Genomic DNA, 24,991 nt, shown 5'->3' with positions numbered 1-24,991 from the left:
CTTCCGCCCTCCAGTACCTCCCGAGCCGGCCGGCGAGATCGTCGACGTCGGGGCCGAGGTCACCGACCTGAAGGTGGGCGACCGCGTGGTCGTCAACCCGCAGGGCGCACCCTCCGGCATCATCGGCTGCGGCGGCGCGCAGGGCGGCATGCGCGAGTACCTGCTCATCGAGGACGCCGTCCTGGGCAAGAGCGTGGCGGTCATCCCCGACACCATCCCCTTCGACATCGCCGCACTCAACGAACCCATGGCGGTCGCACGCCACTGCGTCAACCGTTCCGAGGCCAGGCCGACCGACAAGGTCCTGGTGTTCGGGGCCGACGCCGTCATCGACTCCTCCAAGGAAGACGTCACCGCCCGCCTGACCGAACTGCACGGCCAGGGCGCCAACTCCCTCGGCCAGCCACGCCCCGACACCGACATCTACATCGACGCCGCCGGTGTCGCCGCCGTCGTCAACACCGCGCTCACCTCGGCCAAGTGGGGTGCCAAGCTGGTCACGGTGGCCGTGCACAAAAAGCCCGAGCCGATCGACTTCGGCGCGATCCTCCGCAGCGAGATGACCATCATCGGCTCCCAGGGCTACCCCACGGAGATCTTCGAGGTGACCCAGGAACTCGTGGAACACCAGGACCGCTTCGCCCGCCTGATCAGCCACCGCGTTCCCTTCTCGGAGGTCGAGCGGGCCTTCGACCTCACACTGACCCCCGGGGCGGCCGAGAAGGTGGTCGTCACCTTCGACGCGTAGACGAATCCAGGCCGAGAAGTACGCGTGGACGCAGAGCTGGGAAGCCGTGGCCCCGCAGGTCACAGGTGCGGGCCACGGCCCCCGGTCTGATACGCTGATCCAGCGACATCGGGCCGCCAAAGCGTGTCCCTCCGGTCACCGAGCATCACCAGACCGGCGGCACTGCGGCACAAATCCCGTTGGGAGCACGCAACCCCGTGTGCGACACTGTTCGCACGCAACAGCTTGGTCCTGTGGAGCAGTTTGGAGTGCTCGCCACCCTGTCAAGGTGGAGGCCGCGGGTTCAAATCCCGTCAGGACCGCCGAGGTTTCACGTGAAACCTCCTGGCTGGGTAGCTCAGTTGGTACGAGCGATCGCCTGAAAAGCGATAGGTCGCCGGTTCGACCCCGGCCCCAGCCACAGTCAAGGCCCCGATCTTCGGATCGGGGCCTTCTTCGATGTCCGGCTCTGACCTCGGCTTCGATGTCCGGCTTCGATGTCCAAGCAAATCCATTGGCCACCTCTTTTCGCGAGGTGAGATCCTGGACCCCGTATGTCTACGCATCCTGCCCCCGCCCTCGGCGATCTCGCCCCCCGTCTGGCTGAGCTGTCCCTGCGCGATGCGCATCGGCTCGGGCGCAGGCTCGAAGGGGCGCGCCGGATTCGTAAGCCCGAGGCTCGGGCTGCCGTCATTGCCGAGATCGAGGCGGAGGTGGCCAAGGCCGAGGCACGTATGGCCGAGCGGAAGACGCACGTGCCGGCCGTTTCGTACCCCGAGCAACTGCCCGTCAGCCAGAAGAAGGACGCGATCGCGGAGGCCATCCGTGATCACCAGGTCGTGATCGTGGCCGGTGAGACCGGCTCCGGGAAGACGACGCAGATTCCCAAGATCTGCGTCGAGCTGGGGCGCGGTGTCCGGGGCATGATCGGGCATACGCAGCCCCGGCGGATCGCCGCCCGTACGGTCGCCGAGCGTGTCGCCGAGGAGCTGGACACCCCGCTGGGCGAGGCCGTGGGCTGGAAGGTCCGGTTCACCGATCAGGTCAACCAGGACTCGACGTTCATCAAGCTCATGACCGACGGCATCCTGCTCGCCGAGATCCAGACGGACCGTGAGCTGCGCGCTTACGACACGATCATCATCGACGAGGCGCACGAGCGGTCGCTGAACATCGACTTCCTGCTGGGGTATCTCGCTCAGCTACTGCCCAAGCGGCCGGATCTGAAGGTCGTCATCACCTCGGCCACCATCGATCCGGAGCGGTTCTCCCGTCACTTCGGCGATGCCCCGATCGTCGAGGTCAGCGGCCGTACGTACCCCGTCGAGGTCCGTTACCGTCCCCTCCTCGAAGAGGACGCCGACGATGCCGACCGCGATCAGATCACGGCGATCACCGACGCCGTCGAGGAGCTCCAGGCCGAGGGCAAGGGCGACATCCTCGTCTTCCTCTCCGGAGAGAGGGAGATCCGGGACACCGCCGATGCGCTGACCAAGAAGAACTATCGGTTCACGGAAGTCCTGCCCCTGTACGCCCGCCTCTCGCACGCCGAGCAGCACCGCGTCTTCCAGCCGCACACCGGCCGCAGGATCGTGCTGGCGACCAACGTCGCCGAGACGTCCCTGACCGTCCCGGGCATCAAGTACGTCATCGATCCGGGCACTGCCCGCATCTCCAGATACAGCCACCGTACGAAGGTCCAGCGTCTCCCCATCGAGGCGATCTCGCAGGCCAGCGCCAACCAGCGCAAGGGCCGCTGCGGACGGACCAGCGACGGCATCTGCATTCGCCTCTACAGCGAAGAGGACTTCAACGCCCGACCGGAGTTCACGGACGCCGAGATCCTCCGTACGAACCTGGCCTCCGTCATCCTCCAGATGACCGCCGCCGGCCTCGGCGACATCGAGAAGTTCCCGTTCATCGATCCGCCGGACCACCGCAACATCCGTGACGGCGTCCAACTCCTCCAGGAACTGGGCGCGCTGGACCCCCAGCAGAAGGACGTACGCAAGCGCCTCACCGAGACCGGCCGCAAGCTGGCCCAGCTGCCCGTCGACCCCCGTCTGGCCCGGATGGTCCTGGAGGCCGACAAGAACGGCTGCGTACGCGAGGTCATGGTGATCGCCGCCGCGCTCTCCATCCAGGACCCGCGCGAGCGCCCCGCTGACAAGCAGACGCAGGCGGACCAGCAGCACGCCCGGTTCAAGGACGAGACGAGCGACTTCCTCGCCTTCCTCAATCTGTGGCGGTACATCCGCGAGCAGCAGAAGGAGCGGGGTTCGTCCTCGTTCCGCCGGATGTGCAAGCAGGAGTACCTGAACTTCCTGCGGATCCGGGAGTGGCAGGACATCTACTCCCAGCTGCGCACGGTCGCCAAGCAGATGGGCCTCCATCAGGAGCCTTCGGCGGGTACTGCCGCGCCCGACCAGCAGGTCCACGTCTCGCTCCTCGCCGGGCTGCTCTCGCACATCGGCATGAAGGACGTGAAGGAAGGCGCGAAGAACGAGTATCTGGGCGCCCGGAACGCCAAGTTCGCGATCTTCCCGGGCTCGTCGCTCTTCAAGAAACCCCCGCGTTTCGTGATGTCCGCCGAGCTCGTCGAGACGTCCCGCCTCTGGGCCCGCGTCAACGCGAAGATCGAGCCGGAGTGGGTCGAGCCGCTGGCCGAACACCTCCTCAAGCGCACGTACAGCGAACCGCACTGGGAGAAGGACCAGGCGGCGGTGATGGCGTACGAGAAGGTCACGCTGTACGGCGTACCGATCATCGCGCAGCGCAAGGTCAACTACGGGCGGATCGACCAGGAGACGTCCCGCGAGCTTTTCATTCGCAACGCGCTCGTCGAGGGCGACTGGCGTACGCACCACAAGTTCTTCGCCGACAACCGCCGGCTCCTCACCGAGGTCGAGGAGTTGGAGCATCGCGCCCGGCGCCGGGACATCCTGGTCGACGACGAGACACTCTTCGACTTCTACGACCAGCGGGTGCCCGAACACGTGGTGTCGGGCGCGCACTTCGATTCCTGGTGGAAGCACAAGCGGCATGAAGAGCCCGAACTGCTCGACTTCGAGCGGTCGATGCTCATCAACGAACGCGCCGGTGACGTCAGCAAGGACGACTATCCGGACTCATGGCGTCAGGGGCGGCTCAAGTTCCGCGTGACGTATCAGTTCGAGCCGGGAGCCGACGCGGACGGCGTGACCGTCCACATCCCGCTCCAGGTCCTGAACCAGGTCACGGACGAGGGCTTCGACTGGCAGATCCCGGGGCTCAGGGAGGAAGTCGTCACCGAGCTGATCCGCTCCCTCCCCAAGCCCATCCGCCGCCATTACGTACCCGCGCCCAACTACGCGAAGGCGTTCATGGAGCGGGCGGTGCCCCTTCAGGAGCCGTTGCCGGTGACCATGGCGCGTGAGCTGAAGCGCATGGTCGGCGTACCGCTCACGCCCGACGACTTCGACTGGTCGAAGGTCCCCGACCATCTGAAGATCACCTTCCGGATCGTCGACGAGCGACGGCGCAAGCTGGCCGAGGACAAGGATCTGGAGGCGCTCAAGCTCCGGCTGAAGCCGAAGGCGCGGCAGGCCATCTCGCAGGCAGCCGCGGCGACGGCGGAGCGGCAGGGCGGCGAGTCCCTGGAGCGCAAGGGCCTCACGGACTGGACGATCGGCTCCCTCACGCGCGTCTTCGAGACGCGGCGGGCAGGCCAGCCGGTCAAGGCGTACCCGGCCCTCGTGGACGACGGCGACACGGTCTCCGTGCGCCTCTTCGACACCGAGGCCGAGCAGCAGCAGGCGATGTGGAAGGGCACGCGCCGGCTGATCCTGCGCAACATCCCGGTGAACCCGGCCAAGTTCGCCTCGCAGAAGCTGACGAACCCGCAGAAGCTCGCGCTGTCGGCCAATCCCCACGGCTCCATCCAGGCGCTGTTCGACGACTGCGCGATGGCGGCCGCCGACAGGCTGATCGGGGACTTCGGCGGACCGGCCTGGGACGAGGAGTCGTACCGGAAGCTGTACGACAAGGTGCGGGCCGAGATCGTGGACGCGACGGTCCGTACGGTCGACCAGGTCCAGCAGGTCCTCGCCGCCTGGCAGTCCTGTGAGCGCCGCCTGAAGTCCGTACGGAGCCCCGCGCTCCTCGCGAACCTCACGGACGTACGGGGGCAGCTGGACGCCCTCGTGAAGCCGGGCTTCGTGACGGAGGCGGGTCTGCGGCGTCTTCCGGACCTGATGCGCTACCTGGTCGCCGCGGACCGCCGCCTCCAGCAGATGCCGACGAACGTCCAACGGGACACGACCCGTATGGAGAAGGTCCATGAGATGCAGGACGAGTACGCCTGGCTGCTGGAGCAGATGCCGCAGGGCCGGCCCGTCCCCCAACAGGTACTGGACATCCGCTGGATGATCGAGGAACTCCGCGTCAGCTACTTCGCCCACGCGCTGGGCACGGCGTACCCCGTCTCGGACAAGCGCATCGTGAAGGCGATCGACGCCGCGGCGCCGTAACGGCCCCTGCACGTTGGGTGAGTTCGCCCCTGGGGGCCACCCTCCTGTAGAGTCTCTTCTCGCAGCGCAACGCTTGAATCGCCTGCGAAACCAGGTCCTGTGGAGCAGTTTGGAGTGCTCGCCACCCTGTCAAGGTGGAGGCCGCGGGTTCAAATCCCGTCAGGACCGCAGCGAATGCCGAAGGGGCCCGCATCCGACAAGGATGCGGGCCCCTTCCGCGTGCCCCGGGGGCGCGGCCAGCCACAAGCCACCTTGACGGCGTCACATTCCGCCGGTACTCAGACAGCAGGACCCCGTATGGAGGTGGCGTATGACGGCGACCGCCCGGCACGAGACGCGAGCCTTGTTGCGCGCCCATCTGCAGGCCGCCTCCGGGTACCGGCACCTCACGCGGCACTGCCCGATCTGCCATCGGCTCCAGAACCTCGCCATGGAACGCGCCGCGGACGACACGGACGACCCGGCGGGCGTGGCCGAGGACGAAAGCCCCGCCACGGCATGAGTGGCCCCCTCTACCGCAGGTAACACACCATCAACAAGGACCCCGGCATGTGATGGGTGTCACCGCATAAGTTTTCAAACTCGCGGTACTCACACCTCACCTACAACTGGTCAATTTAATATGTGCAATTGCACCAGACCGCCGGGTCGCCTTCACGCCGCTCCCAGCCCGCTCACAGACCATCCCATAGGCCTCAGGGGCGCCCACGAAGCCCCCAGGACCAGCGCACAAAAAAGATCGCGCTGGACCCGGCGGAGTCCAGCGCGATCGACGACGCACCCTTGTTGCTTGTGATTCTGGCTCGGGCGTGGGCTCTGTTGGGGCAGAACCCGCGTCGCTTGGAGCTTTGGTTCGGGCCGTCCGGCACGTTGGGGGAACCTGCCGAAATGCCCTGCTATGTGGTTGTTCAGGCTTCGCTACGCTGTTGCGGGATGCCCGCGAGCAGAGCGCGGACCTCAGCTTCGCGGTAGCGGCGATGCCCGCCGAGCGTACGGATCGACGTGAGCTTGCCTGCCTTCGCCCACCGCGTGACCGTCTTTGGGTCAACGCGGAACATCGTGGCGACCTCAGCGGGGGTCAGCAGCGGCTCGGCATCAGGGGTGCGAGCGGTCATGAGCGGCCTCCTCGGGAGAACCGAACCTTCTCGGTTCTTTCCTCTAAATTCTGCACCTTGACCCGCGTTGCCCGAAATGGCGGACGCGGGTCGAGTCGGTTATAGGACGAACGGCTTGTCCTCGGCACTACAACTACACCATCTGTCCAGCCGCGTCGGCCAAACCGATGGAATTGCCCTCCCAGGTGTTCATCAGCGACGGAAGCCGATGGACCATGCCATAGCGGACAGTCACGCCGCTGTGACGATCAGTCACAGGGCGATCAGGAGTCACGAGACCCCCCATAGCGTGCAATGCTGAGATTCCACCCATACGTGGGCAGAAGGAGCCCTCCCCGGACTCCTTGTCCTATTTTGACATGAGGAGGGGCGTCTGGTGCAAGGTCCGCGTTAGTGCCGTCCGTCACCCTTACCCACAAAGTCCTGATGGTGACTTACGTCCCGTCAGTTCGCCGACCGACGGTCCCGGACCGCCCGCCACCGCTCCACGAGCCGACCGTACGCTTCGCCGGCCCCGACCCCGTCGCCCGTGCGCAGCGCCTCGATCCCCTCGGCGACGTCCGCCGCCGAATGGTCACCGTCGAGCTCCTCGGCGGGCAGGACGTGCACCAGGCCGCCGTAGTCCAGCTCCACCAGCGAGCGCGGATGGAACTCCTCCAGCCAGCGCCCCACATCGATCAGGCCGTCGATGAGCGGCCCCTCGTCCACGGCGTCCTTGAGCGCCTTCAGACCCCGCGCCACCCGCCGCCGCGCCTGCACCATCGGCGTCCGGTAGCGCAGCACGGGCGCGTCCTCGCCCGACCCCTTGTCGTACTCGCGCTCCTCGTCGGCGACCAGCACGAACCAGTTCAGCGGCACGTGCCAGGTCGAGGACCGGATCCAGGGCCGCGCGTCGGGGTTGCGGGTCAGCCAGCGCTCGTAGTCCTGGGCGGCCTGGCGGCGTACAACCGGGGGCAGTACCGCGTCCAGGACCGGCGCGGGCAGCTCCTCGGGCAGCTCTCCCAGGGCCTGCCAGCCGCGCAGCCGCGTGCGCCAGGGGCACACGCACAGCACGCCGTCCACGTCTGCGACGAACGCGTCGCCGCTCTCGTGCACGGGCACCGGGATGGGAGGCGTGGGCAGCAAGTCGGCCAGGGAGCGGCGCAGTTCCTCTTGGTACGAGGGCCGGTCGGAGCGGCGGGCGTACCGCGCCCAGTGGCCGCGCTCCGGTTCCGGGAAGGCGGCCAGCGGTTCGTACACGCGCAGATAGGACGCGTACGGGACGATCACCGGGGACACCTTGGGCACGCTTGCTCCCTCCCCCGCGGACCTGATGGAAAACCCTCGAAACCCGCGCGCGGGAGCGCGGGGAAGCACTGCACAGCGTCCGACGGCACACCGTGACCGTACTCCGAGAGAGGGTGATCCTGACCACTGGACCGATGGCGGGCACGCGCAAGCTCTAATCTCGTGTCACGGAACCCGCCACCTCTACGGGCCCCGCCCTCAACACCGCCGCTACTTACCTGGGAGTCACCACCGTGACCGACGTAACCGGCACCCCACCTGACGTACTGGACACCCTGTTTCACTCGAATCAGGGCGGTCATGAGCAAGTAGTGCTCTGCCAGGACCGCGCCAGTGGGCTGAAGGCCGTCATCGCCATCCACTCGACCGCCCTGGGCCCCGCCCTCGGCGGCACGCGCTTCTACCCGTACGCGAGCGAGGAGGAGGCCGTCGCCGACGCGCTGAACCTCTCGCGCGGGATGTCGTACAAGAACGCCATGGCCGGTCTCGACCACGGCGGCGGCAAGGCCGTGATCATCGGAGATCCCGAGCGGATCAAGACCGAAGAGCTGCTGCTCGCGTACGGCCGGTTCGTGGCCTCGCTCGGCGGGCGCTACGTCACGGCGTGCGACGTCGGCACGTACGTGGCCGACATGGACGTCGTCGCCCGCGAGTGCCGCTGGACCACCGGACGCTCGCCCGAGAAGGGCGGGGCCGGCGACTCCTCCGTACTGACCGCGTTCGGCGTCTACCAGGGCATGCGTGCCTCCGCGCAGCATCTGTGGGGCAGTCCGTCGCTGCGGGCCCGCCGGATCGGCATCGCCGGTGTCGGCAAGGTCGGCCGCCACCTGGTGGAGCACCTCGTGGCGGAAGGCGCCGAGGTCTTCGTCACGGATGTGCGCGAGGAGGCCGTACAGCGGATCACCGAGCGGCACCGGGACGTCCTGGCCGTCAAGGACACCGACGAGCTGATCCGCGTCGACGGCCTCGACGTCTACGCCCCCTGCGCGCTCGGCGGGGCCCTCAACGACGACTCCGTGCCCGCCCTCACCGCGGAAATCGTGTGCGGCGCCGCCAACAACCAGCTCGCGCACCCGGGCGTGGAGAAGGACCTCGCCGACCGCGGGATCCTCTACGCGCCGGACTACGTCGTGAACGCCGGCGGTGTCATCCAGGTCGCCGACGAACTCCACGGGTTCGACTTCGAGCGGTGCAGGGCGAAGGCCGCGAAGATCTACGACACGACGCTGATGATCTTCGCACGTGCGAAGGAAGACGGGATTCCGCCGGCCGCCGCGGCCGATCGGATCGCCGAGCAGCGGATGGCGGAGGCGCGGCTCCGCTGAGGTTCGGGGGTACCCGCCGACGGGGTGTTGGAGAGAACTCTCACTTTGTCGGCGGGTCGTGCGCCGAGAAGAGGTTAAAATCGCGGTTGACCAGCGGGGACAGGGCTCCCCGAGGGTTCTGGGCGACGGCACGTCCTGCGGGCGACGTACCGTATGGGCGTGGGCTCAGGTACCGTGGATGCCCTACGGACCGGTCTCTCTGCGGAGAGCCCGTTCCAGAACATGAACGCGTGTCAAGACTCTGGGGCCGTCGAGCCCCGTCACCGAGGGGGTCGAGCCATGGGGCGCGGCCGGGCCAAGGCCAAGCAGACGAAGGTCGCCCGCCAGCTGAAGTACAACAGCGGCGGGACTGACCTGTCGCGTCTGGCCAACGAGCTGGGCGCTTCGACTTCGAGCCAACCGCCGAACGGCGAGCCGTTCGAGGATGACGAAGACGATGACCCGTACGCCCAGTACGCGGATCTGTACAACGACGACGATGAGGACGAGGACGACGAGTCCGGTCCGTCGTCGCAACAGCAGCGTCGCGGCGCTTGACTGTCTTAGCAGCGCTTCACCCGGTCCGGAGCGGTTCCATATCGCGCCGGGCCGGGTTTTGCGCGTGGCGCTCCGCTGGGTTCGCGGTTTGAGGCTGCGGGTCCGTCGTGAGCTGCGGGTCCGTCGTGGCTGGTCGCGCAGTTCCCCGCGCCCCTTAACGGGGCGCCCCCTGACCCGGCGCTAATCAGTTGGAGTGGGCATAGTCGCCGGTCAGTGCCGCGCCCACCTCGTGATCGTCGCGGTCCGTGATCTCGCCCGCTACCCAGGCGTCCACTCCGCGATCGGCGAGTGTGGCGAGTGCCACGTCCGCTGATTCCTCGGGGACGATCGCGATCATGCCCACGCCCATGTTCAGGGTCTTCTCCAGCTCCAGGCGCTCGACCTGACCGGTCGTGCCGACGAGGTCGAAGACCGGGGCCGGGGTCCAGGTGGCGCGGTCGACGGTCGCGTGCAGGCCGTCGGGGATCACTCGGGCCAGATTGGCCGCGAGACCGCCGCCCGTGATGTGCGAGAAGGCGTGCACCTCGGTCGTGCGGGTCAGCGCCAGGCAGTCCAGCGAGTAGATCTTCGTGGGCTCCAGGAGCTCCTCGCCGAGCGTCCGCCCGAAGTCCTCGATGTGCTTCTCGATGCGTAGCTGCGCGCGGTCGAAGAGGACGTGCCGGACGAGCGAGTACCCGTTCGAGTGAAGGCCGGAGGACGCCATGGCGATGACCGCGTCCCCCTTACGGATGCGATCCGGGCCGAGGAGCCGGTCGGCCTCCACCACGCCCGTGCCCGCGCCCGCGACGTCGAAGTCGTCCGGGCCGAGGAGCCCGGGGTGCTCGGCCGTCTCGCCGCCGACGAGGGCACAGCCCGCGAGCACACAGCCCTCGGCGATGCCCTTCACGATGGCGGCGACGCGCTCGGGGTGGACCTTGCCGACGCAGATGTAGTCGGTCATGAAGAGCGGTTCGGCGCCGCACACGACGATGTCGTCCATGACCATCGCGACGAGGTCGTGGCCGATGCTGTCGTACACGCCGAGCTGCCGGGCCAGGTCGACCTTCGTACCGACGCCGTCCGTGGCGGAGGCCAGCAGCGGGCGCTCGTAGCGCTTGAGGGCGGAGGCGTCGAAGAGGCCGGCGAAGCCGCCGAGGCCGCCCAGGACCTCGGGGCGCTGCGTCTTCTTCACCCACTCCTTCATCAGCTCTACGGCGCGGTCGCCCGCTTCGATGTCGACGCCGGCAGCCGCGTAGGAAGCACCGGTACTTGTCTCAGACATTGCCTGGGATCTTTCGCGTTGATTGGTACGGGGCTCAGGGGCGACGGATCGCGTCGGCCGCGGCCGTGGCTGCCGGACCCGCGGCCAGCTCGGTCTCCAGGAGCTGCTTGCCGAGCAGCTCGGGGTCCGGGAGGTCCATCGGGTACTCGCCGTCGAAGCAGGCGCGGCACAGGTTCGGCTTGGCGATGGTGGTCGCCTCGATCATGCCGTCGATGGAGATGTACGAGAGGGAGTCGGCGCCCAGGGAGGTGCCGATCTCGTCGATGGTCATGCCGTTGGCGATCAGCTCGGCGCGGGTCGCGAAGTCGATGCCGAAGAAGCAGGGCCACTTCACCGGGGGCGATGAAATCCGGATGTGGACCTCCGCCGCGCCTGCCTCACGGAGCATCCGGACGAGCGCGCGCTGCGTGTTACCGCGGACGATGGAGTCGTCCACGACGACGAGGCGCTTGCCCCGGATGACTTCCTTCAGCGGGTTCAGCTTCAGACGGATGCCGAGCTGGCGGATGGTCTGTGAAGGCTGGATGAAGGTCCGGCCGACGTACGCGTTCTTCACCAGGCCGGCGCCGAACGGGATGCCGGAGGCTTCCGCGTAACCGATCGCGGCGGGTGTGCCGGACTCCGGGGTCGCTATGACGAGATCGGCGTCGACAGGGGCTTCCTTGGCGAGCCGGCGGCCCATTTCGACGCGCGAGAGGTAGACGTTCCGCCCGGCGATGTCGGTGTCGGGGCGGGCCAGATACACGTACTCGAAGACACAGCCCTTGGGCTTCGCTTCCGCGAATCGCGACGAGCGCAGACCGTTCTCGTCGATGGCGACGAACTCGCCCGGCTCGATCTCGCGCACGAAGCTGGCGCCGCAGATGTCGAGGGCGGCGGACTCGGAGGCGACGACCCAGCCGCGCTCCAGGCGGCCGAGGACCAGCGGGCGGATGCCCTGCGGGTCGCGAGCGGCGTACAGCGTGTGCTCGTCCATGAAGGTGAGGCTGAACGCGCCCTTGACCTGCGGGAGGATCTTGGCAGAGGCCTCTTCGATGGTCAGCGGCTTGCCGTTGTCGTCGACCTGGGCGGCGAGGAGCGCCGTCAGGAGGTCGGTGTCGTTGGTGGCCGCCACGCGCGGAGTGCGGCCCTCCTGCTTGGGCAGGTCGGCGACCATCTCGGCGAGCTGGGCAGTGTTGACCAGGTTGCCGTTGTGGCCGAGCGCGATGGATCCGTGCGCCGTCGCACGGAATGTGGGCTGGGCGTTCTCCCACACGGAGGCGCCGGTGGTCGAGTAGCGGGCGTGACCGACCGCGATATGACCCTGGAGCGAACCGAGTGAGGCTTCGTCGAAGACCTGGGACACGAGGCCCATGTCCTTGAAGACGAGAATCTTGGAGCCGTTGCTGACCGCGATTCCCGCGGATTCCTGGCCCCGATGCTGGAGGGCATAGAGCCCGAAGTAAGTGAGCTTGGCGACCTCTTCGCCCGGAGCCCAGACACCGAAGACGCCGCAAGCGTCCTGGGGGCCTTTCTCACCGGGGAGCAGATCATGGCTGAGTCGACCGTCACCACGTGGCACGCCATCGAGTGTAGGCGAGGTCGTCCACTGGTCCGAATTGGGGATTCGGGCTCGTTGTGGATCACTTGGCGGCGACGGCTTCGAGTCCGGTGCCGTTTTCGCTGGTCAGCGTGAGGGTGCGGTGCTTCAACTCGTAGCTGACCGGCCCATCGAAGAGCTTGAGCAGAGCCTTTTCGGTGTCCATGAGTGAGGGGGAGCACATCATGCGGGTGGTGGACGGGGATCCCAGAGTGATACGTCCGTCGCTGACCGTCGCCTTCGCCGTCACCTTGTTGCAGCCGAGCTGCCCCCGGACGCTGTCCTTGCCGTCGAAGGTGAGGTGGACCTTGCCCTCGGCCTCGGAGGCCAGCGCGGTGACTGTGCCGCCCTTGTTGGTGCTGCCGGTGACGTTCCACTTCGTGCCCACGAGCTTGGCCGGTTCCTCCGTGGTGAGCTTCACGGTCTGTCCGTCCTGGGTGGTGAGCGTCAGCTTGTCGCCGTTGACCTCGGTCTTGATCGTGCTGTCGGAGAGCGCTTCGGCGATCTTGGACTCGAACTCCATCGGCTTGTCACCGCAGGCCATCTTGGTCTGCAGGGTGTCGGGGCCGACCTTGATCGTGTCACCCTTCATCTCGGCGGTCGCCCCGAAGTGGTTGCAGCCGTAGTTGCCGCCCACCTTGCCGTCCTCGCCGAACTCGATGTGGGCCTCGGCCGGGGCGTCGTACGTGGTGCCGCCGACGCTCACGGTCTCCACTTTCCAGTGCTTGCCGGTGATCGCGGACTTCTGCCCGGCACCGACGGACGCGGATTGGTCGTCACCGCTCTCCGTTCCGCAGGCCGCGGTGGTGAGCAGGCCGGTGACCGCCAGGACGCTGAGAGTAAGACGTTGCGTGTGCATGTCGCTGTGACGGGACCGGTGGGGTGGTTGGTTCCCTTCCAGTTTCGCTCGTCTTTGCTCGTTCCGTCCCCGCTGCTCAGGCCATCAGCGGGAGCAGTCCGCCCAGGTCGGCCCGCTCGCCGCTGGCGCTGACCTTGGCGTCGTCGAGGGCCGCCCGCCATTCCGTACGCCCGGTCGCGAGCCGTATCCACGTCATCGGGTCGGTCTCGACGACGTTCGGCGGGGTGCCGCGGGTGTGGCGCGGGCCCTCGACGCACTGCACGACCGCGTACGGCGGGACGCGCACCTCGGTGGAGGCGCCGGGTGCCTTCACAGCGAGCGCGTCGGCGAGCACGCGGGTGCAGGCGGCGAGGGCCTGGCGGTCGTACGGGATGTCCAGGCCCGGCACGGCGGCGATCAGGTCGTCGGTGTGGACGACGAGTTCGATGGTGCGGGTGACGAGGTAGTCGGCGAGGGTCATGAAACCGGGACGGGTGGCGAGCAGCCGCTCGCCCGGGGTGGCGGCCAGCCGCTCGGTCAGCCGCTGCTCGGTGCGGGCGTACAGCGCGTCGAGGTCCGGGTGCTCGCGGGCGGCCTCGCGGGTGCGGTCGGCGTTGGCGGCGGCCAGTGCGGGTACGGCGGCGGTCGCGGACGGCCAGTCCAGCAGGGCGAGTTCGGCCTTCGCGGGTGGTTCCAGGTCGATGGTCCGGCTGACGCTCTCGACGGCCAGGGCGATATGTGTGGCCAGTTCTCGTACGGTCCACTCGCCGAGGCGCGTGGGGCGCGTGAGCTGCTCGGGGGTGAGGGTGCGGACCGCATCCCGTACGTTCCCGAACTGGGCGAGGACCGCGGCGCGGATCTTGGCGGGGTCGTAGCTGCGGATGCGCTTCTTGGCCGGTGGCATGGAGATCAGCGTACGGACACGTCGAAGGCCTCGCCCTGGTTGCGGGCGAGGCCTTCGGGGACGTACGAGAGATCAGGCCAGCAGCGCCGGGATCGTGTCCTCGTGGGCCGTGCGCAGCTCGGTCAGGGAGAGGCTGAACTCGCCCTGGACGTCGACGACCGCATTCGAATCGGACACGGTGCCGTCGACGACACCGATACGGGTGGCCGGCAGGCCGCGCGCACCGCACATGTCGTTGAAGCGGAGCTCTTCGGAGCGGGGGACGGCGACGAGCGCGCGGCCGGCCGACTCCGAGAAGAGGAACGTGAACGCGTCCAGGCCGTCGGGGACGATCAGGCGCGCGCCCTTGCCGCCCAGCAGCGCCGACTCGACCACGGCCTGGATGAGGCCGCCGTCGGACAGGTCGTGCGCGGAGTCGATCATTCCGTCGCGGGACGCGGAGATCAGGATCTCGGCCAGAAGGCGCTCGCGCTCCAGGTCCACCTGCGGCGGCAGTCCGCCGAGGTGGTCGTGGATCACCTGTGACCAGGCCGAGCCGCCGAACTCCTCACGCGTGTCGCCGAGGAGGTAGAGCAGCTGGCCCTCCTCCTGGAAGGCAACCGGCGTACGGCGGGCGACATCGTCGATCACACCGAGCACGGCCACGACCGGCGTCGGGTGAATCGCCACCTCGCCCGTCTGGTTGTAGAGCGAGACGTTGCCGCCGGTCACCGGAGTGCCCAACTGCTGGCAGGCGTCGGCCAGTCCGCGGATGGCCTCCGCGAACTGCCACATCACCGCCGGGTCCTCGGGCGAGCCGAAGTTCAGGCAGTCGGAGACGGCCAGCGGCTTGGCGCCGGTGGTAGCGACATTGCGGTACGCCTCCGCGAGCGCCAACTGCGCGCCCGCGTACGGGTCGAGCTTCGCGTACCGGCCATTGCCGTCCGTGGCGATCGCGACGCCGAGCCCGCTCGCCTCGTCGATGCGGATCATGCCCGAGTCCTCGGGCTGGGCCAGCACCGTGTTGCCCTGCACGAAGTGGTCGTACTGGGAGGTGATCCAGGACTTGGAGGCCTGGTTCGGGGACGCCACCAGCTTCAGGACCTGGTCCCGCAGTTCGTCCGACGTCGCCGGTCGCGGGAGCTTGTTGGCGTCGTCCGCCTGGAGGGCGTCCTGCCAGGACGGACGGGCGTACGGGCGCTCGTAGACCGGGCCCTCGTGCGCGACCGTGCGCGGGTCGACGTCGATGATCTTGCCGCCGTGCCAGTAGATCTCGAGGCGGTCGCCGTCGGTCACCTCACCGATGACGGTGGCGATGACGTCCCACTTGTCGCAGATCTCCAGGAAGCGGTCGACCTTCTCCGGCTCGACGACCGCACACATGCGCTCCTGCGACTCGCTCATGAGGATTTCCTCGGGAGAGAGCGTCGAGTCGCGCAGCGGTACGTCGTCCAGGGTGACGCGCATGCCGCCGGAGCCGTTCGAGGCCAGCTCGGAGGTGGCGCAGGACAGGCCCGCCGCGCCCAGGTCCTGGATGCCGACGACCAGCTTCTCGGCGAACGCCTCCAGGGTGCACTCGATGAGGAGCTTCTCCTGGAAGGGGTCGCCGACCTGGACGGCGGGGCGCTTGGACGGCTTGGCGTCGTCGAAGGTCTCGGAGGCGAGGATGGACGCGCCGCCGATGCCGTCGCCGCCCGTCCTGGCCCCGTACAGGATGACCTTGTTGCCCGCGCCGGACGCCTTCGCGAGGTGGATGTCCTCGTGCTTCATGACGCCGATGGCACCGGCGTTGACCAGCGGGTTGCCCTGGTAGCAGGCGTCGAAGACGACCTCGCCGCCGATGTTCGGCAGGCCCAGGCAGTTGCCGTAGCCGCCGATGCCGGCGACGACACCGGGGAGTACGCGCTTGGTGTCGGGGTGGTCCGCCGCACCGAAGCGGAGGGGGTCCACCACGGCGACCGGGCGCGCGCCCATCGCGATGATGTCGCGCACGATGCCGCCGACGCCCGTGGCCGCGCCCTGGTAGGGCTCGACGTACGAGGGGTGGTTGTGCGACTCGACCTTGAAGGTGACCGCGTAACCCTGACCGACGTCGACGACGCCGGCGTTCTCGCCGATACCGACCAGCAGCGCGTCGCTCTGCGGGGCCTTCTCGCCGAACTGACGGAGATGGACCTTGGAGGACTTGTACGAGCAGTGCTCGGACCACATGACCGAGTACATGGCGAGCTCGGCACCGGTGGGCCGGCGGCCGAGGATCTCCACGACCCGCTCGTACTCGTCCTTCTTCAGGCCCAGTTCGGCCCAGGGCAGCTCGACGTCCGGGGTCGCGGCCGCGTGCTCGACCGTGTCCAGAGGAGTGCGGCTCATACGTTGACCAGCTTCTTGAGGATCGAGGTGAAGAAGGGGAGGCCGTCGGTGCGGCCGGTCCCGATGAGGGGCTCGACGGCGTGCTCCGGGTGCGGCATGAGGCCGACGACGTTGCCCGCCTCGTTCGTGATGCCCGCGATGTCCCGCAGCGAGCCGTTCGGGTTGAAGTCCAGGTAGCGGAAGGCGACCCGGCCCTCCGCCTCCAGCATGTCGAGGGTGCGCTCGTCGGCGACGTACCGCCCGTCCATGTTCTTCAGCGGGATATTGATCTCCTGGCCGTCCTCATAGTCGGCGGTCCAGGCCGTGTTCGCGTTCTCCACCCGCAGCTTCTGCTCGCGGCAGATGAAGTGCAGATGATCATTGCCGAGCATCCCGCCGGGGAGGAGATGCGCCTCGGTGAGGATCTGGAAGCCGTTGCAGATGCCGAGCACCGGCATTCCCGACTTCGCCTGCTCAATGACGGTCTCCATCACCGGCGAGAAGCGCGCGATGGCGCCGGCGCGCAGATAGTCGCCGTAGGAGAAACCGCCGCACAGCACCACGGCGTCGACCTGCTTGAGGTCCTTGTCCTTGTGCCAGAGCGCCACGGGCTCACTGCCCGCGAGCCGGATCGCACGCTGTGTGTCCCGGTCGTCGAGGCTGCCCGGAAAGGTGACGACGCCAATACGAGCGGTCACTTTCCCGCCTCCGCCTTCACTTCCTCCACCTTGACGGTGAAGTCCTCGATCACGGTGTTGGCGAGGAAAGATTCCGCGAGTTCGTGGATGCGGGCGAGCGCGGTGTCGTCGAGCGGCCCGTCCACCTCGAGTTCGAAGCGCTTTCCCTGACGTACGTCGGAGATGCCCTGGAAACCGAGGCGCGGCAGTGCACGCTGCACCGCCTGGCCCTGGGGGTCGAGGATCTCCGGCTTGAGCATGACGTCGACTACGACGCGTGCCACTGGCACTCCCGATGTGTGGTGCTGAGCAGGTTCCTTCAGACTACCCGCACGGAGTTTCTACGCGGGTAGACTCGTAGGAATCTACGTGATGGCCATCACGATTTCGCATCAACAGGCTTCCTTCACGGAAAATCCTGGGAAAGATCCGGATCAACACCCGGAACCCTATTGCGGTGGGACACGCGGACCGATTAAGTCGGGCTTCACATTGCATTGCTCAGCCCTGTACAAAGGAATTGGCAATAGCCGATACTTTGCCCAGTACGCTCCACCCATCGCTCTATACCTGCTTTACGCTCAATAAATCAGCCGAACAGTCGGCACCTCCGCACGTCATCGCACGTCAGCCGCAGAGGTGCCGCACGAAGGGACCGATATTCGTGGCGCAGCGTGTCGTAGTCACTCTCTTCGACGACATCGACGGCTCGGAAGCGGCGGAAACGATCGCCTTCGGTCTGGACGGCAAGTCGTACGAGATCGACCTCAATCAAGCCAATGCCAAGGAACTGCGCAAGGCCCTGGCGCCGTACATGGAGGCCGGCCGCAAGCGGTCGCGCTCCGGCAAGGCCTACAAGCAGACGGCGGTGGCCCCTGACCCGGCGGCCGTCCGCGCCTGGGCGCAGTCCAACAAGATGGAGGTGCCCGCGCGCGGGCGCATCCCCAAGAAGGTGTACGAGGCGTTCGCGGAGGCTCAGTGAGGGTGCGGGGGCTCGGTGAGGGTCCGCCCTCCGGCCGGTGAGCGCGGGTCGGTCCCGCGCCCAGGGCTCGGTCCAGGGTTCCTCAGCGGGCCCTGGGGTCAACCGACTTGCGCAGCACCCCTGCTGGTCAGTTAGAGTCTGGAGCACGCCGAGGGGCAAGGCCGAAAGGCCCCAGCTCACGGAGTTACGCGGGTGTAGTTCAGTAGTAGAACATCCCCCTTCCAGGGGGAAGGCGCAGTGTGCAATTCCTGTCACCCGCTCTGCATCCCTTGCCGGGCATCCTTTTGGATCAGGTAAGGTGGTGTTCGCGCCGATCGGTGAGAGCCGGTCGGAGGCAATGCGGACGTAGCTCAGTTGGTAGAGCGCAACCTTGCCAAGGTTGAGGTCGCGAGTTCGAACCTCGTCGTCCGCTCCAGAGGGAAAGGCCTCGGTCATCATGACCGGGGTCTTTTTCGTGTGCCTATCTCTTGGCTCCGTCTCATGTGGGCCGGTTCATGTGGACCGGTCCATGTCGACCGGTCCATGTGGGCTTGTCTCGAGGCTGCTGACATTTGTCATGTGCAGCGATGACAGGGTGCACTGCCGCGGTCTGTCGGCGGCGGGGAGGCTGGTCTCATGGAAACGAACGAGCGCGTGATTGAGGTCACTGATCTGCGACGCGTGTACGGGGGAGAGTTCGAGGCGGTCCGGGGGGTGACCTTCGCCGTGGGCCGCGGGGAGCTGTTCGCACTGCTCGGTACCAACGGCGCGGGCAAGACCTCCACCGTCGAACTCCTCGAGGGCCTCGCGCCGCCGGCCGGCGGCCAGGTGCGCGTCCTCGGCCACGACCCGTACACGAACCGCGCCACGGTGCGCCCGCGCATCGGCGTCATGCTCCAGGAGGGCGGCTTTCCGTCCGAGCTGACCGTCGCGGAGACCGTACGGATGTGGGCGGGCTGCACGAGCGGGGCGAGGCCTACGGCGGAGGCCCTGGAGATGGTCGGGCTGGCCCGTCGGTCCGACGTACGCGTCAAGCAGTTGTCCGGGGGTGAGAAGCGGCGCCTGGACCTGGCGCTCGCGCTCCTCGGCCGCCCCGAGGTCCTGTTCCTGGACGAGCCGACGACCGGGCTCGACGCCGAAGGGCGCCAGGAGACCTGGGAGTTGGTGCGCGAGCTGCGCTCGGCGGGTACGACGGTGCTGCTGACCACGCACTACCTGGAGGAGGCGGAGGGGCTCGCCGACCGGCTCGCGATCCTGCACGCGGGGCGCATCGCGGCCTCGGGGACTCCGGCCGAGGTGACGGCCTCCCAGCCGTCCCGGATCTCTTTCGAACTGCCCGACGGCTACTTCCCCGGGGACCTCCCGCCGCTCGCCGAACTCGGAGTCACCGGGCATGAGGTCGAAGGGCGGGTGATCCGGCTGCGTACGAACGAGCTGCAACGCGCCGCCACCGGGCTCCTCGTGTGGGCCGAGCGGACCGGGGTCGAGCTGCGACGGCTCGATGTGCGGTCGGGGTCGTTGGAGGAGGCGTTTCTGCGGATCGCTCGCGAGGTGTCGGCGACGGATTCGAGGACCGCTGCGGAGAAGGAGAGCGTGGCATGAGCACGGGGACTGTGACGGATACGACGGACACGTCGACGGCGGGACGTACGACCGTGACCAGGGCGGGGCGCCTGGCCTCACTCGCGCGGGCCGAGATGACGCTGCTCGGGCGGAGCAAGGGCACGCTCTTCACGGCCGCGTTCATACCGTTGGTGCTGCCGGTCAGCATCAGTTCGGCCTTCGACGACGCGGACCTGAAGGAAGCCGGGCTCACCTCGGGCGAGGTGCTGCTGCCTGCGGCCTTCGGTTTCTCGCTGCTCTTCGCCGTGTACACGGCCCTGACCGCGACCTATGTGGCCCGCCGTGAGGAGCTGGTCCTCAAGCGGCTGCGTACCGGCGAGCTGCGGGACGAGGAGATCCTCGTCGGGGCGGCGACGCCGGCCGTGTTCCTCGGGCTCGCGCAGTGCGTGCTGCTGGCGATCGGCTGCACCGTGCTCCTCGACGTCGGGGCGCCCAAAGCGCCTCATCTCGCCGTCGTGGGGCTGCTGTCGGGGATCGTGTTGTGCGCCGCGGCGGGCGCGGTCACCGCGAGTTTCAGCAGGACCGCCGAGAGCGCTCAGGTGACGAGCATGCCGTTCATGTTCGTGTCGCTGCTGGGCTCGGGTATGACCGTCCCGCTGGAGCTCATGCCCGACCGCCTCGCCTCCTTCTGCGAACTGCTGCCGCTGGCACCGGCGATCACGCTGTTGCGTGGCGGCTGGAGCGGGAACCTCTCCGCGTACGACGCCCTGGGCACCGTCGCGACGGCGGTGGCCTGGACCGTGCTCGCGGTGTTTGCTGTACGGCGGTGGTTCCGCTGGGAGCCGCGGCACTGAGCGTCGGGAACAGCACAGAAGTGGGGGCGGGTATGCGCGGGCCGGGGGCTTGGTGGCACGGGAAGAGCACGCCGGCGAAGGTCGAGACGTACACCCGCTGGTCCTTCCACGCCTTCCCGCTGGCCGAGGTGACCGCGGTCGGGCTGCCGGCCTTCGGGCAGGTGGGGGTACCGCTCGCCCTCTGGGTGGTCCTGCCGCTGCTGTGCGGGCACGCCCTGCTGGGCGCGGTGACCGCGTCCCGGGCCCTCGACTGGACGCGGGGCCGCCGTGAGCAGCCCGTACGTCTGCTCTGGGCGCTCGGCGTCGTCACCGCGCTGCTCGGGACCGGCGCCCTCGTCGTCTCTGAGCACGGGCCGAGTGGCGAGGACATCGACAGTTTGGCGGGCACGTTCACCGTGGTGGTGCTGGCCTTCGGGATCGGCAATATGACGCTCGGAATGGGAGACCGGCGGCGCGTGGCGGCGCTCGCGGGCGGCTTCGCCGCGGGTACCGGGGCCGTGGCGTTCGCCATCGGGATGCCCGCAGCCGCCGCGCTGGCGTCGGCGGTCGCGGTGCTGATCGCCGGTGGGTGTCTCGCCCTCACCTCGATCCTCGCGGTGTGGCTGTTCAACTGCGTGTACGAGCTCGACGCGGCCCGCGAGACCCGTACACGCCTCGCCGTCGCCGAGGAACGGCTGCGCTTCGGGCGCGACCTGCACGACGTGATGGGCCGCAACCTCGCGGTGATCGCCCTGAAGAGCGAGCTCGCCGTGGAGCTCGCGCGGCGTGAGCGACCGGAGGCCGTGGAGCAGATGATCGAGGTGCAGCGGATAGCGCGGGAGTCGCAGAGGGAGGTGCGGGAAGTCGTGCGCGGGTATCGCGAGGCTGAGCTCGGCACCGAACTCGTCGGCGCGCAGGGCGTGTTGACCGCGGCCGGGGTCGAGTGCGCGGTGACCGGTTCCGCGGCGGGGCTGCCCGCGGCGGTGCAGTCGGCGCTGGGGTGGGTCGTACGGGAGGCCACCACGAACGTGCTGCGGCACGGGGACGCGAGGCGGTGTTGTGTGTCGCTGGAGGTGGTGAAAGGTCGCGTTGTGCTGACCGTGGAGAACGACGGGGTGCGGACGGGCGGGGTGCCGGGTTCGCGCAAGGACAGCGGGTCCGGTCTTGCCGGGCTGCGGGAGCGGCTGTCGGCGGTGGGCGGGACGCTGGAGGCGGGGCCGGTCGACGGTGATCTCTTCCGGCTCGTGGCCGAGATTCCGCTGCCTCCGTCACCTTCCTCGCCTTCCTCGCCTTCCTCGCTGTCGTCCGTTCCGCGTTCCTTGAGCGAAGAGGTCACCTCATGACGTCCGTACGCCCCATCCGGCTGCTGCTCGCCGATGACGAGCACCTCATCCGTGGGGCGCTGGCCGCGCTGCTCGCGCTGGAGGACGACCTGCTGGTGGTGGCGGAGGCGGCGACCGGTCCTGAGGCCCTCGCGATGGCTCGGGCCCACGCGCCGGACTTAGCCGTACTGGATCTTCAGATGCCCGGCGCCGACGGTGTGAAGGTGGCCACATCGCTGCGGGCCGATCTGCCCGCGTGCCGGGTGCTGATCGTGACGAGTCACGGGCGGCCGGGGCATCTGAAGCGGGCGCTTGAGGCGGGGGTGCGCGGTTTCGTCCCGAAGACCGTCAGCGCGCAACGGCTCGCGGAGATCATCCGTACGGTGCATGCCGGGAACCGTTACGTCGACCCGGAGTTGGCCGCCGACGCGATCGCCTCCGGGGACTCGCCGCTGACCGAGCGCGAGGCGGAGGTGCTGGAGTACGCGGCCGACGGTGCGCCCGTCGCGGAGATAGCGGAACGGGCCGCGCTCTCGCAGGGCACCGTACGCAACTATCTCTCGTCGGCCGCGTCCAAACTGGGGGCCGAGAACCGTCATACGGCGGTGCGGCTCGCGCGTGAGCGAGGTTGGGTATAGTGGCTTTCGCGCAACGGCGCAGTGCGGACGTAGCTCAGCTGGTAGAGCGCAACCTTGCCAAGGTTGAGGTCGCGAGTTCGAACCTCGTCGTCCGCTCAAGGGAAGAGGGAGAAGCCCCCGGTCATCGAGACCGGGGGCTTCCTCGTTTTTATGACTCGTTCTACGACTTTACGACTGGTTCTACGACCAGCTCGTGCCGGTCAGGCGCTCGTACGCCTCCACGTACTTGGCGCGGGTCGCGGACACGACCTGCTCGGGCAGGGGCGGCGGGGGCTGCTCGCTCTTGCGGCTCCAGCCGGAGTCCGCTGAGGTCAGCCAGTCGCGCATGAACTGCTTGTCGTACGAGGGCTGCGGGCGACCCGGCTCCCACTCGTCGGCGGGCCAGAAGCGGGAGGAGTCCGGGGTCAGCACCTCGTCGGCGATGACGAGCGCCTCGCCGTCGAAGCCGAACTCGAACTTCGTGTCCGCGAGGATGATCCCGCGATCGCGCGCGATGTCGCGGCCGCGGCTGTAGACGGCGAGCGTCGCCTGGCGCAGCCGGGCCGCCGTGTCCGCACCGACCTGGCGGGCGACCTCCTCGTAGGAGACGTTCTCGTCGTGCTCGCCGACCGCAGCCTTCGTCGCGGGCGTGAAGATCGGCGCGGGCAGCTCCGAGCCGTCGACCAGGCCCTCGGGGAGGGCGAGGCCGCAGACGGTGCGGGTCTCGTCGTACTCGACGAGGCCGGAGCCGGTGAGATAGCCGCGGGCGACGCACTCGACCGGGAGCATCTGCAGGGACTTGCAGACCAGGGCGCGGCCCTGCCAGTCGGCGGGGGCGCCCTCGGGGAGGTCGGTGCCCAGGACGTGGTTCGGGATCAGGTCGGCGAGCTGATCGAACCACCAGAGCGAGAGCTGGGTGAGAATGCGGCCCTTGTCGGGGATCTCCGTGGGAAGCACCCAGTCATACGCGGAGATGCGGTCGCTGGCGACCATCACGAGGTCGCCCGCCTCGTTCTGGTACAGGTCGCGCACCTTGCCGGTGTGCAGATGTACCAGGCCCGGGACCTCGATCGGCTCGGGCTTTTCAACGAATCCGGACACGGTTCCTCCCCGTGGTTTTGTCCAAGTGGGTTGATTCTCCCGTATGCCCGGGACAGATTTCTCGCCGGGCCCGTCAGGACGGGGCAGTCCCGTTTGCACATCGGGTCAGTCCCGTTCGCCGATCGGGTCAGCCCTGTTCGCCGATCGGGTCAGTCTCGTTTGCAGATGCGGTCCAGGAGGTTGGCCGTGGCTCGCTGGATGCGGGGGTCGACGTGGCCCGGGCGGTCCAGGGCCGGGGACCAGGCGAAGGTGCCGGACGCGAAGACGAGGGCGCCGGAGGGGGCGCGGTACAGGGATGTCTCCTGGTGGCGGAGCGCGCCTTCGGTGTCGCGGTACGGGGAGTGGGCCAGGAGGATACGGCCCTGGTGTTCCGGGAGCGGGGCGCGTGGGAAGTAGCGGTCGGCCTCGCCCGCGACCATGCCCTCCAGTTCGTCGCCCTCGTGCGCGCCGGTCGCCTCCCACAGCCAGTGGTCGGCGTTACGGACGACCAGCGGGTGCGCTTCGGGGACGCGGCCCGCGTACTGGATGCCCAGGAGCTCCTGTTCCGGGCGGTCGATGTCGCGCCACAGGGCGGGTTTTCCTGGGCCGCGGCGTTTTCGGCAGGTGAGGAGACGGTCGGGGACGCCTGACGGGGACGGGCCCAGCTCCGCCTGCCAGTACATGGTGTTGGCGGACAGGAAGACGAGGGAGGTGCCGTGTTCACGGGCGAGTTCCGTGGTGCGGCGCATCGGCGTCGACCAGTACTCGTCGTGGCCGGGGAAGACGAGGCCGCGGTAGCGGGTGGGGTCGACTCGGCCTGCGTGCAGGTCGCGGACGTCCGCGTAGGCGAGGTCGTAGCCGTAGCGCTCGGCCCAGCGGATGAAGTCGTACGCGTGGCCGACGTGGAGGGGCAGGCCCGCGCCCGCGTACGGGCGGTCGAACGAGACCGTCGTCGCAGCGTCCGCCTCGCCGAGCAGGCGGCCGTTCGCATCCCATGCGTGGTAGAGGCTCGCACCGGTGTGGCCGTCCTCCGGGTACAGGTTGTACGCCTGCCAGGTGATGTCCGGTAGGAGGAGCAGGAGGTCGGCGGGGTGGGTGTCGCGGACCGTGAAGGGGACGTGGGAGCGGTAGCCGTCGGCGGTGGTCAGGACGGCCACGTATGCGCCGATGCTCCAGTAGCTCGGGATCTGGAGGCGCCAGGAGAGCCACCAGTGGTGACAGGAGACCGTGCGGTCGGCGGTGAGCGGGGGTGGCTGGACGATGCCGGAGAGGCGGGGGCTGGTGGTGATCTTGCGGGCGCCGTCGCCTGCGTAGTGGCCGATGCGGTAGATGTCCACGCTGAACTGCTGTGGCGGGTCGACTGTGATGCGGAAGTCGATGGCCTCGCCCGGGGCGGCTGCGCCGGTGGAGGTGAAGCCCTTGATCTGGCGGTGGACGTCGTCGGCGGACCGGGGGCCCGGGGTGTGGTTTCGAGGGGCGGGAATCCTGCGGGTTCCGTAGTTTCCGGGGGGTGCCGCGCCGGGGGGCGG

The 24,991-nt window shown here is 68.4% G+C and carries 21 protein-coding genes and 6 tRNA genes; 16 read left to right on the top strand and 11 right to left on the bottom strand.

The genetic code is table 11. From position 1 onward, the window contains the following. From G5C60_RS35715 to G5C60_RS35690, 6 genes are all read left to right on the top strand, one after another. On the top strand, nt 1-748 hold a 748-nt coding region (locus G5C60_RS35715), incomplete at its 5' end, for a zinc-dependent alcohol dehydrogenase (RefSeq protein ID WP_165265615.1). A gap of 227 nt (nt 749-975) precedes the next feature. Next, a tRNA-Asp gene (locus G5C60_RS35710) sits at nt 976-1,050 on the top strand. 24 nt (nt 1,051-1,074) lie between these two features. Beyond that, nucleotides 1,075-1,148, top strand: a tRNA-Phe gene (locus G5C60_RS35705). A gap of 133 nt (nt 1,149-1,281) precedes the next feature. Continuing rightward, on the top strand, nt 1,282-5,235 hold the full coding sequence (hrpA, locus tag G5C60_RS35700; protein ID WP_165265613.1) for an ATP-dependent RNA helicase HrpA: 3,954 nt from the start codon (nt 1,282-1,284) through the stop codon (nt 5,233-5,235). Nucleotides 5,236-5,328: 93 nt separating this feature from the next. Then, a tRNA-Asp gene (locus G5C60_RS35695) sits at nt 5,329-5,403 on the top strand. A 142-nt stretch (nt 5,404-5,545) separates the two neighbouring features. Further along, nucleotides 5,546-5,737 carry a DUF6274 family protein gene (locus G5C60_RS35690; protein WP_165265611.1) on the top strand — a complete coding sequence of 64 codons (192 nt, stop codon included), beginning with the start codon at nt 5,546-5,548 and terminating at the stop codon, nt 5,735-5,737. Nucleotides 5,738-6,143: 406 nt separating this feature from the next. On the opposite strand, the gene bldC is transcribed toward G5C60_RS35690, so the two are convergent. Beyond that, nucleotides 6,144-6,350: a developmental transcriptional regulator BldC gene (gene bldC / locus G5C60_RS35685; protein ID WP_003949541.1), complete on the bottom strand. Its 207-nt coding sequence runs from the start codon at nt 6,348-6,350 to the stop codon at nt 6,144-6,146. Nucleotides 6,351-6,794: 444 nt separating this feature from the next. After that, the gene (locus tag G5C60_RS35680; RefSeq protein WP_165265609.1) at nt 6,795-7,637 is read right to left on the bottom strand and encodes a DUF8083 family protein; all 843 of its coding nucleotides are present in this window, start codon (nt 7,635-7,637) and stop codon (nt 6,795-6,797) included. 233 nt (nt 7,638-7,870) lie between these two features. Between G5C60_RS35680 and G5C60_RS35675 the strand changes: the two genes are divergently transcribed. Both G5C60_RS35675 and G5C60_RS35670 read left to right on the top strand, forming a co-directional pair. Further along, a complete protein-coding gene (locus G5C60_RS35675; RefSeq protein WP_165265607.1) occupies nt 7,871-8,962 on the top strand; it encodes a Glu/Leu/Phe/Val dehydrogenase dimerization domain-containing protein in 1,092 nt (363 codons plus the stop codon). A 279-nt stretch (nt 8,963-9,241) separates the two neighbouring features. Next, nucleotides 9,242-9,499, top strand: coding sequence for a DUF3073 domain-containing protein (locus G5C60_RS35670; RefSeq protein WP_165265604.1), 258 nt, complete (start codon nt 9,242-9,244; stop codon nt 9,497-9,499). Nucleotides 9,500-9,683: 184 nt separating this feature from the next. On the opposite strand, the gene purM is transcribed toward G5C60_RS35670, so the two are convergent. The 7 genes from purM to purS all read right to left on the bottom strand — a co-directional run bounded on the left by purM (nt 9,684) and on the right by purS (nt 17,370). Further along, nucleotides 9,684-10,760, bottom strand: a complete 1,077-nt coding sequence (purM, locus tag G5C60_RS35665) for a phosphoribosylformylglycinamidine cyclo-ligase (RefSeq protein WP_165265602.1) — start codon at nt 10,758-10,760, stop codon at nt 9,684-9,686. 34 nt (nt 10,761-10,794) lie between these two features. Further along, nucleotides 10,795-12,321 carry an amidophosphoribosyltransferase gene (gene purF / locus G5C60_RS35660; RefSeq protein ID WP_165265600.1) on the bottom strand — a complete coding sequence of 509 codons (1,527 nt, stop codon included), beginning with the start codon at nt 12,319-12,321 and terminating at the stop codon, nt 10,795-10,797. Between the two features lie 61 nt (nt 12,322-12,382). Further along, complete coding sequence (locus G5C60_RS35655; RefSeq protein ID WP_165265598.1) at nt 12,383-13,198, bottom strand: META domain-containing protein; 816 nt, start codon at nt 13,196-13,198, stop codon at nt 12,383-12,385. 76 nt (nt 13,199-13,274) lie between these two features. Beyond that, complete coding sequence (locus G5C60_RS35650) at nt 13,275-14,081, bottom strand: maleylpyruvate isomerase family mycothiol-dependent enzyme (RefSeq protein ID WP_165265596.1); 807 nt, start codon at nt 14,079-14,081, stop codon at nt 13,275-13,277. A gap of 72 nt (nt 14,082-14,153) precedes the next feature. Then, nucleotides 14,154-16,430, bottom strand: a complete 2,277-nt coding sequence (gene purL / locus G5C60_RS35645; RefSeq protein ID WP_165265594.1) for a phosphoribosylformylglycinamidine synthase subunit PurL — start codon at nt 16,428-16,430, stop codon at nt 14,154-14,156. After that, the gene (gene purQ, locus G5C60_RS35640) at nt 16,427-17,107 is read right to left on the bottom strand and encodes a phosphoribosylformylglycinamidine synthase subunit PurQ (protein WP_165265592.1); all 681 of its coding nucleotides are present in this window, start codon (nt 17,105-17,107) and stop codon (nt 16,427-16,429) included. The genes purL and purQ overlap by 4 nt, the downstream gene beginning before the upstream one ends. Continuing rightward, nucleotides 17,104-17,370 (bottom strand): phosphoribosylformylglycinamidine synthase subunit PurS, encoded by a 267-nt coding sequence (gene purS, locus G5C60_RS35635; RefSeq protein WP_165265590.1) that lies wholly within the window; start codon nt 17,368-17,370, stop codon nt 17,104-17,106. Before purS ends, purQ begins: the two co-directional genes overlap by 4 nt. Before the next feature lie 380 nt (nt 17,371-17,750). Here purS and G5C60_RS35630 point away from each other — a divergent pair, with 380 nt between their 5' ends. The 8 genes from G5C60_RS35630 (at nt 17,751) to G5C60_RS35595 (ending at nt 22,499) form a co-directional block, all read left to right on the top strand. Continuing rightward, nucleotides 17,751-18,068, top strand: coding sequence for an Lsr2 dimerization domain-containing protein (locus tag G5C60_RS35630; protein ID WP_165265588.1), 318 nt, complete (start codon nt 17,751-17,753; stop codon nt 18,066-18,068). Nucleotides 18,069-18,256: 188 nt separating this feature from the next. Then, nucleotides 18,257-18,328 (top strand) — tRNA-Gly (locus tag G5C60_RS35625). Between the two features lie 79 nt (nt 18,329-18,407). Continuing rightward, nucleotides 18,408-18,483 (top strand) — tRNA-Gly (locus G5C60_RS35620). A 200-nt stretch (nt 18,484-18,683) separates the two neighbouring features. Then, nucleotides 18,684-19,649 (top strand): ABC transporter ATP-binding protein, encoded by a 966-nt coding sequence (locus G5C60_RS35615; protein WP_165265586.1) that lies wholly within the window; start codon nt 18,684-18,686, stop codon nt 19,647-19,649. Next, a complete protein-coding gene (locus tag G5C60_RS35610; protein ID WP_165265584.1) occupies nt 19,646-20,464 on the top strand; it encodes an ABC transporter permease in 819 nt (272 codons plus the stop codon). Before G5C60_RS35615 ends, G5C60_RS35610 begins: the two co-directional genes overlap by 4 nt. Nucleotides 20,465-20,496: 32 nt before the next feature. Continuing rightward, nucleotides 20,497-21,786, top strand: a complete 1,290-nt coding sequence (locus G5C60_RS35605) for a sensor histidine kinase (RefSeq protein WP_165265582.1) — start codon at nt 20,497-20,499, stop codon at nt 21,784-21,786. Beyond that, on the top strand, nt 21,783-22,403 hold the full coding sequence (locus tag G5C60_RS35600; protein ID WP_165265580.1) for a response regulator transcription factor: 621 nt from the start codon (nt 21,783-21,785) through the stop codon (nt 22,401-22,403). The genes G5C60_RS35605 and G5C60_RS35600 overlap by 4 nt, the downstream gene beginning before the upstream one ends. A 23-nt stretch (nt 22,404-22,426) precedes the next feature. Continuing rightward, nucleotides 22,427-22,499 (top strand) — tRNA-Gly (locus tag G5C60_RS35595). Between the two features lie 84 nt (nt 22,500-22,583). Here the strand turns inward: G5C60_RS35595 and G5C60_RS35590 are convergent. Both G5C60_RS35590 and G5C60_RS35585 read right to left on the bottom strand, forming a co-directional pair. Next, entirely contained in the window at nt 22,584-23,483 is a 900-nt protein-coding gene (locus G5C60_RS35590) for a phosphoribosylaminoimidazolesuccinocarboxamide synthase (protein ID WP_165265578.1), read from the bottom strand. 149 nt (nt 23,484-23,632) lie between these two features. Continuing rightward, a partial coding sequence (locus tag G5C60_RS35585; RefSeq protein ID WP_165265576.1) for a N,N-dimethylformamidase beta subunit family domain-containing protein occupies nt 23,633-24,991 on the bottom strand: 1,359 nt, incomplete at its 5' end.

Origin of the sequence: Streptomyces scabichelini (genome assembly GCF_011045015.1) — a bacterium.
GTDB lineage: Bacteria > Actinomycetota > Actinomycetes > Streptomycetales > Streptomycetaceae > Streptomyces > Streptomyces scabichelini.
The sequence above is the reverse complement of the archived record's forward strand: the minus strand, read 5'-3'. Positions and strand labels throughout refer to the sequence as shown.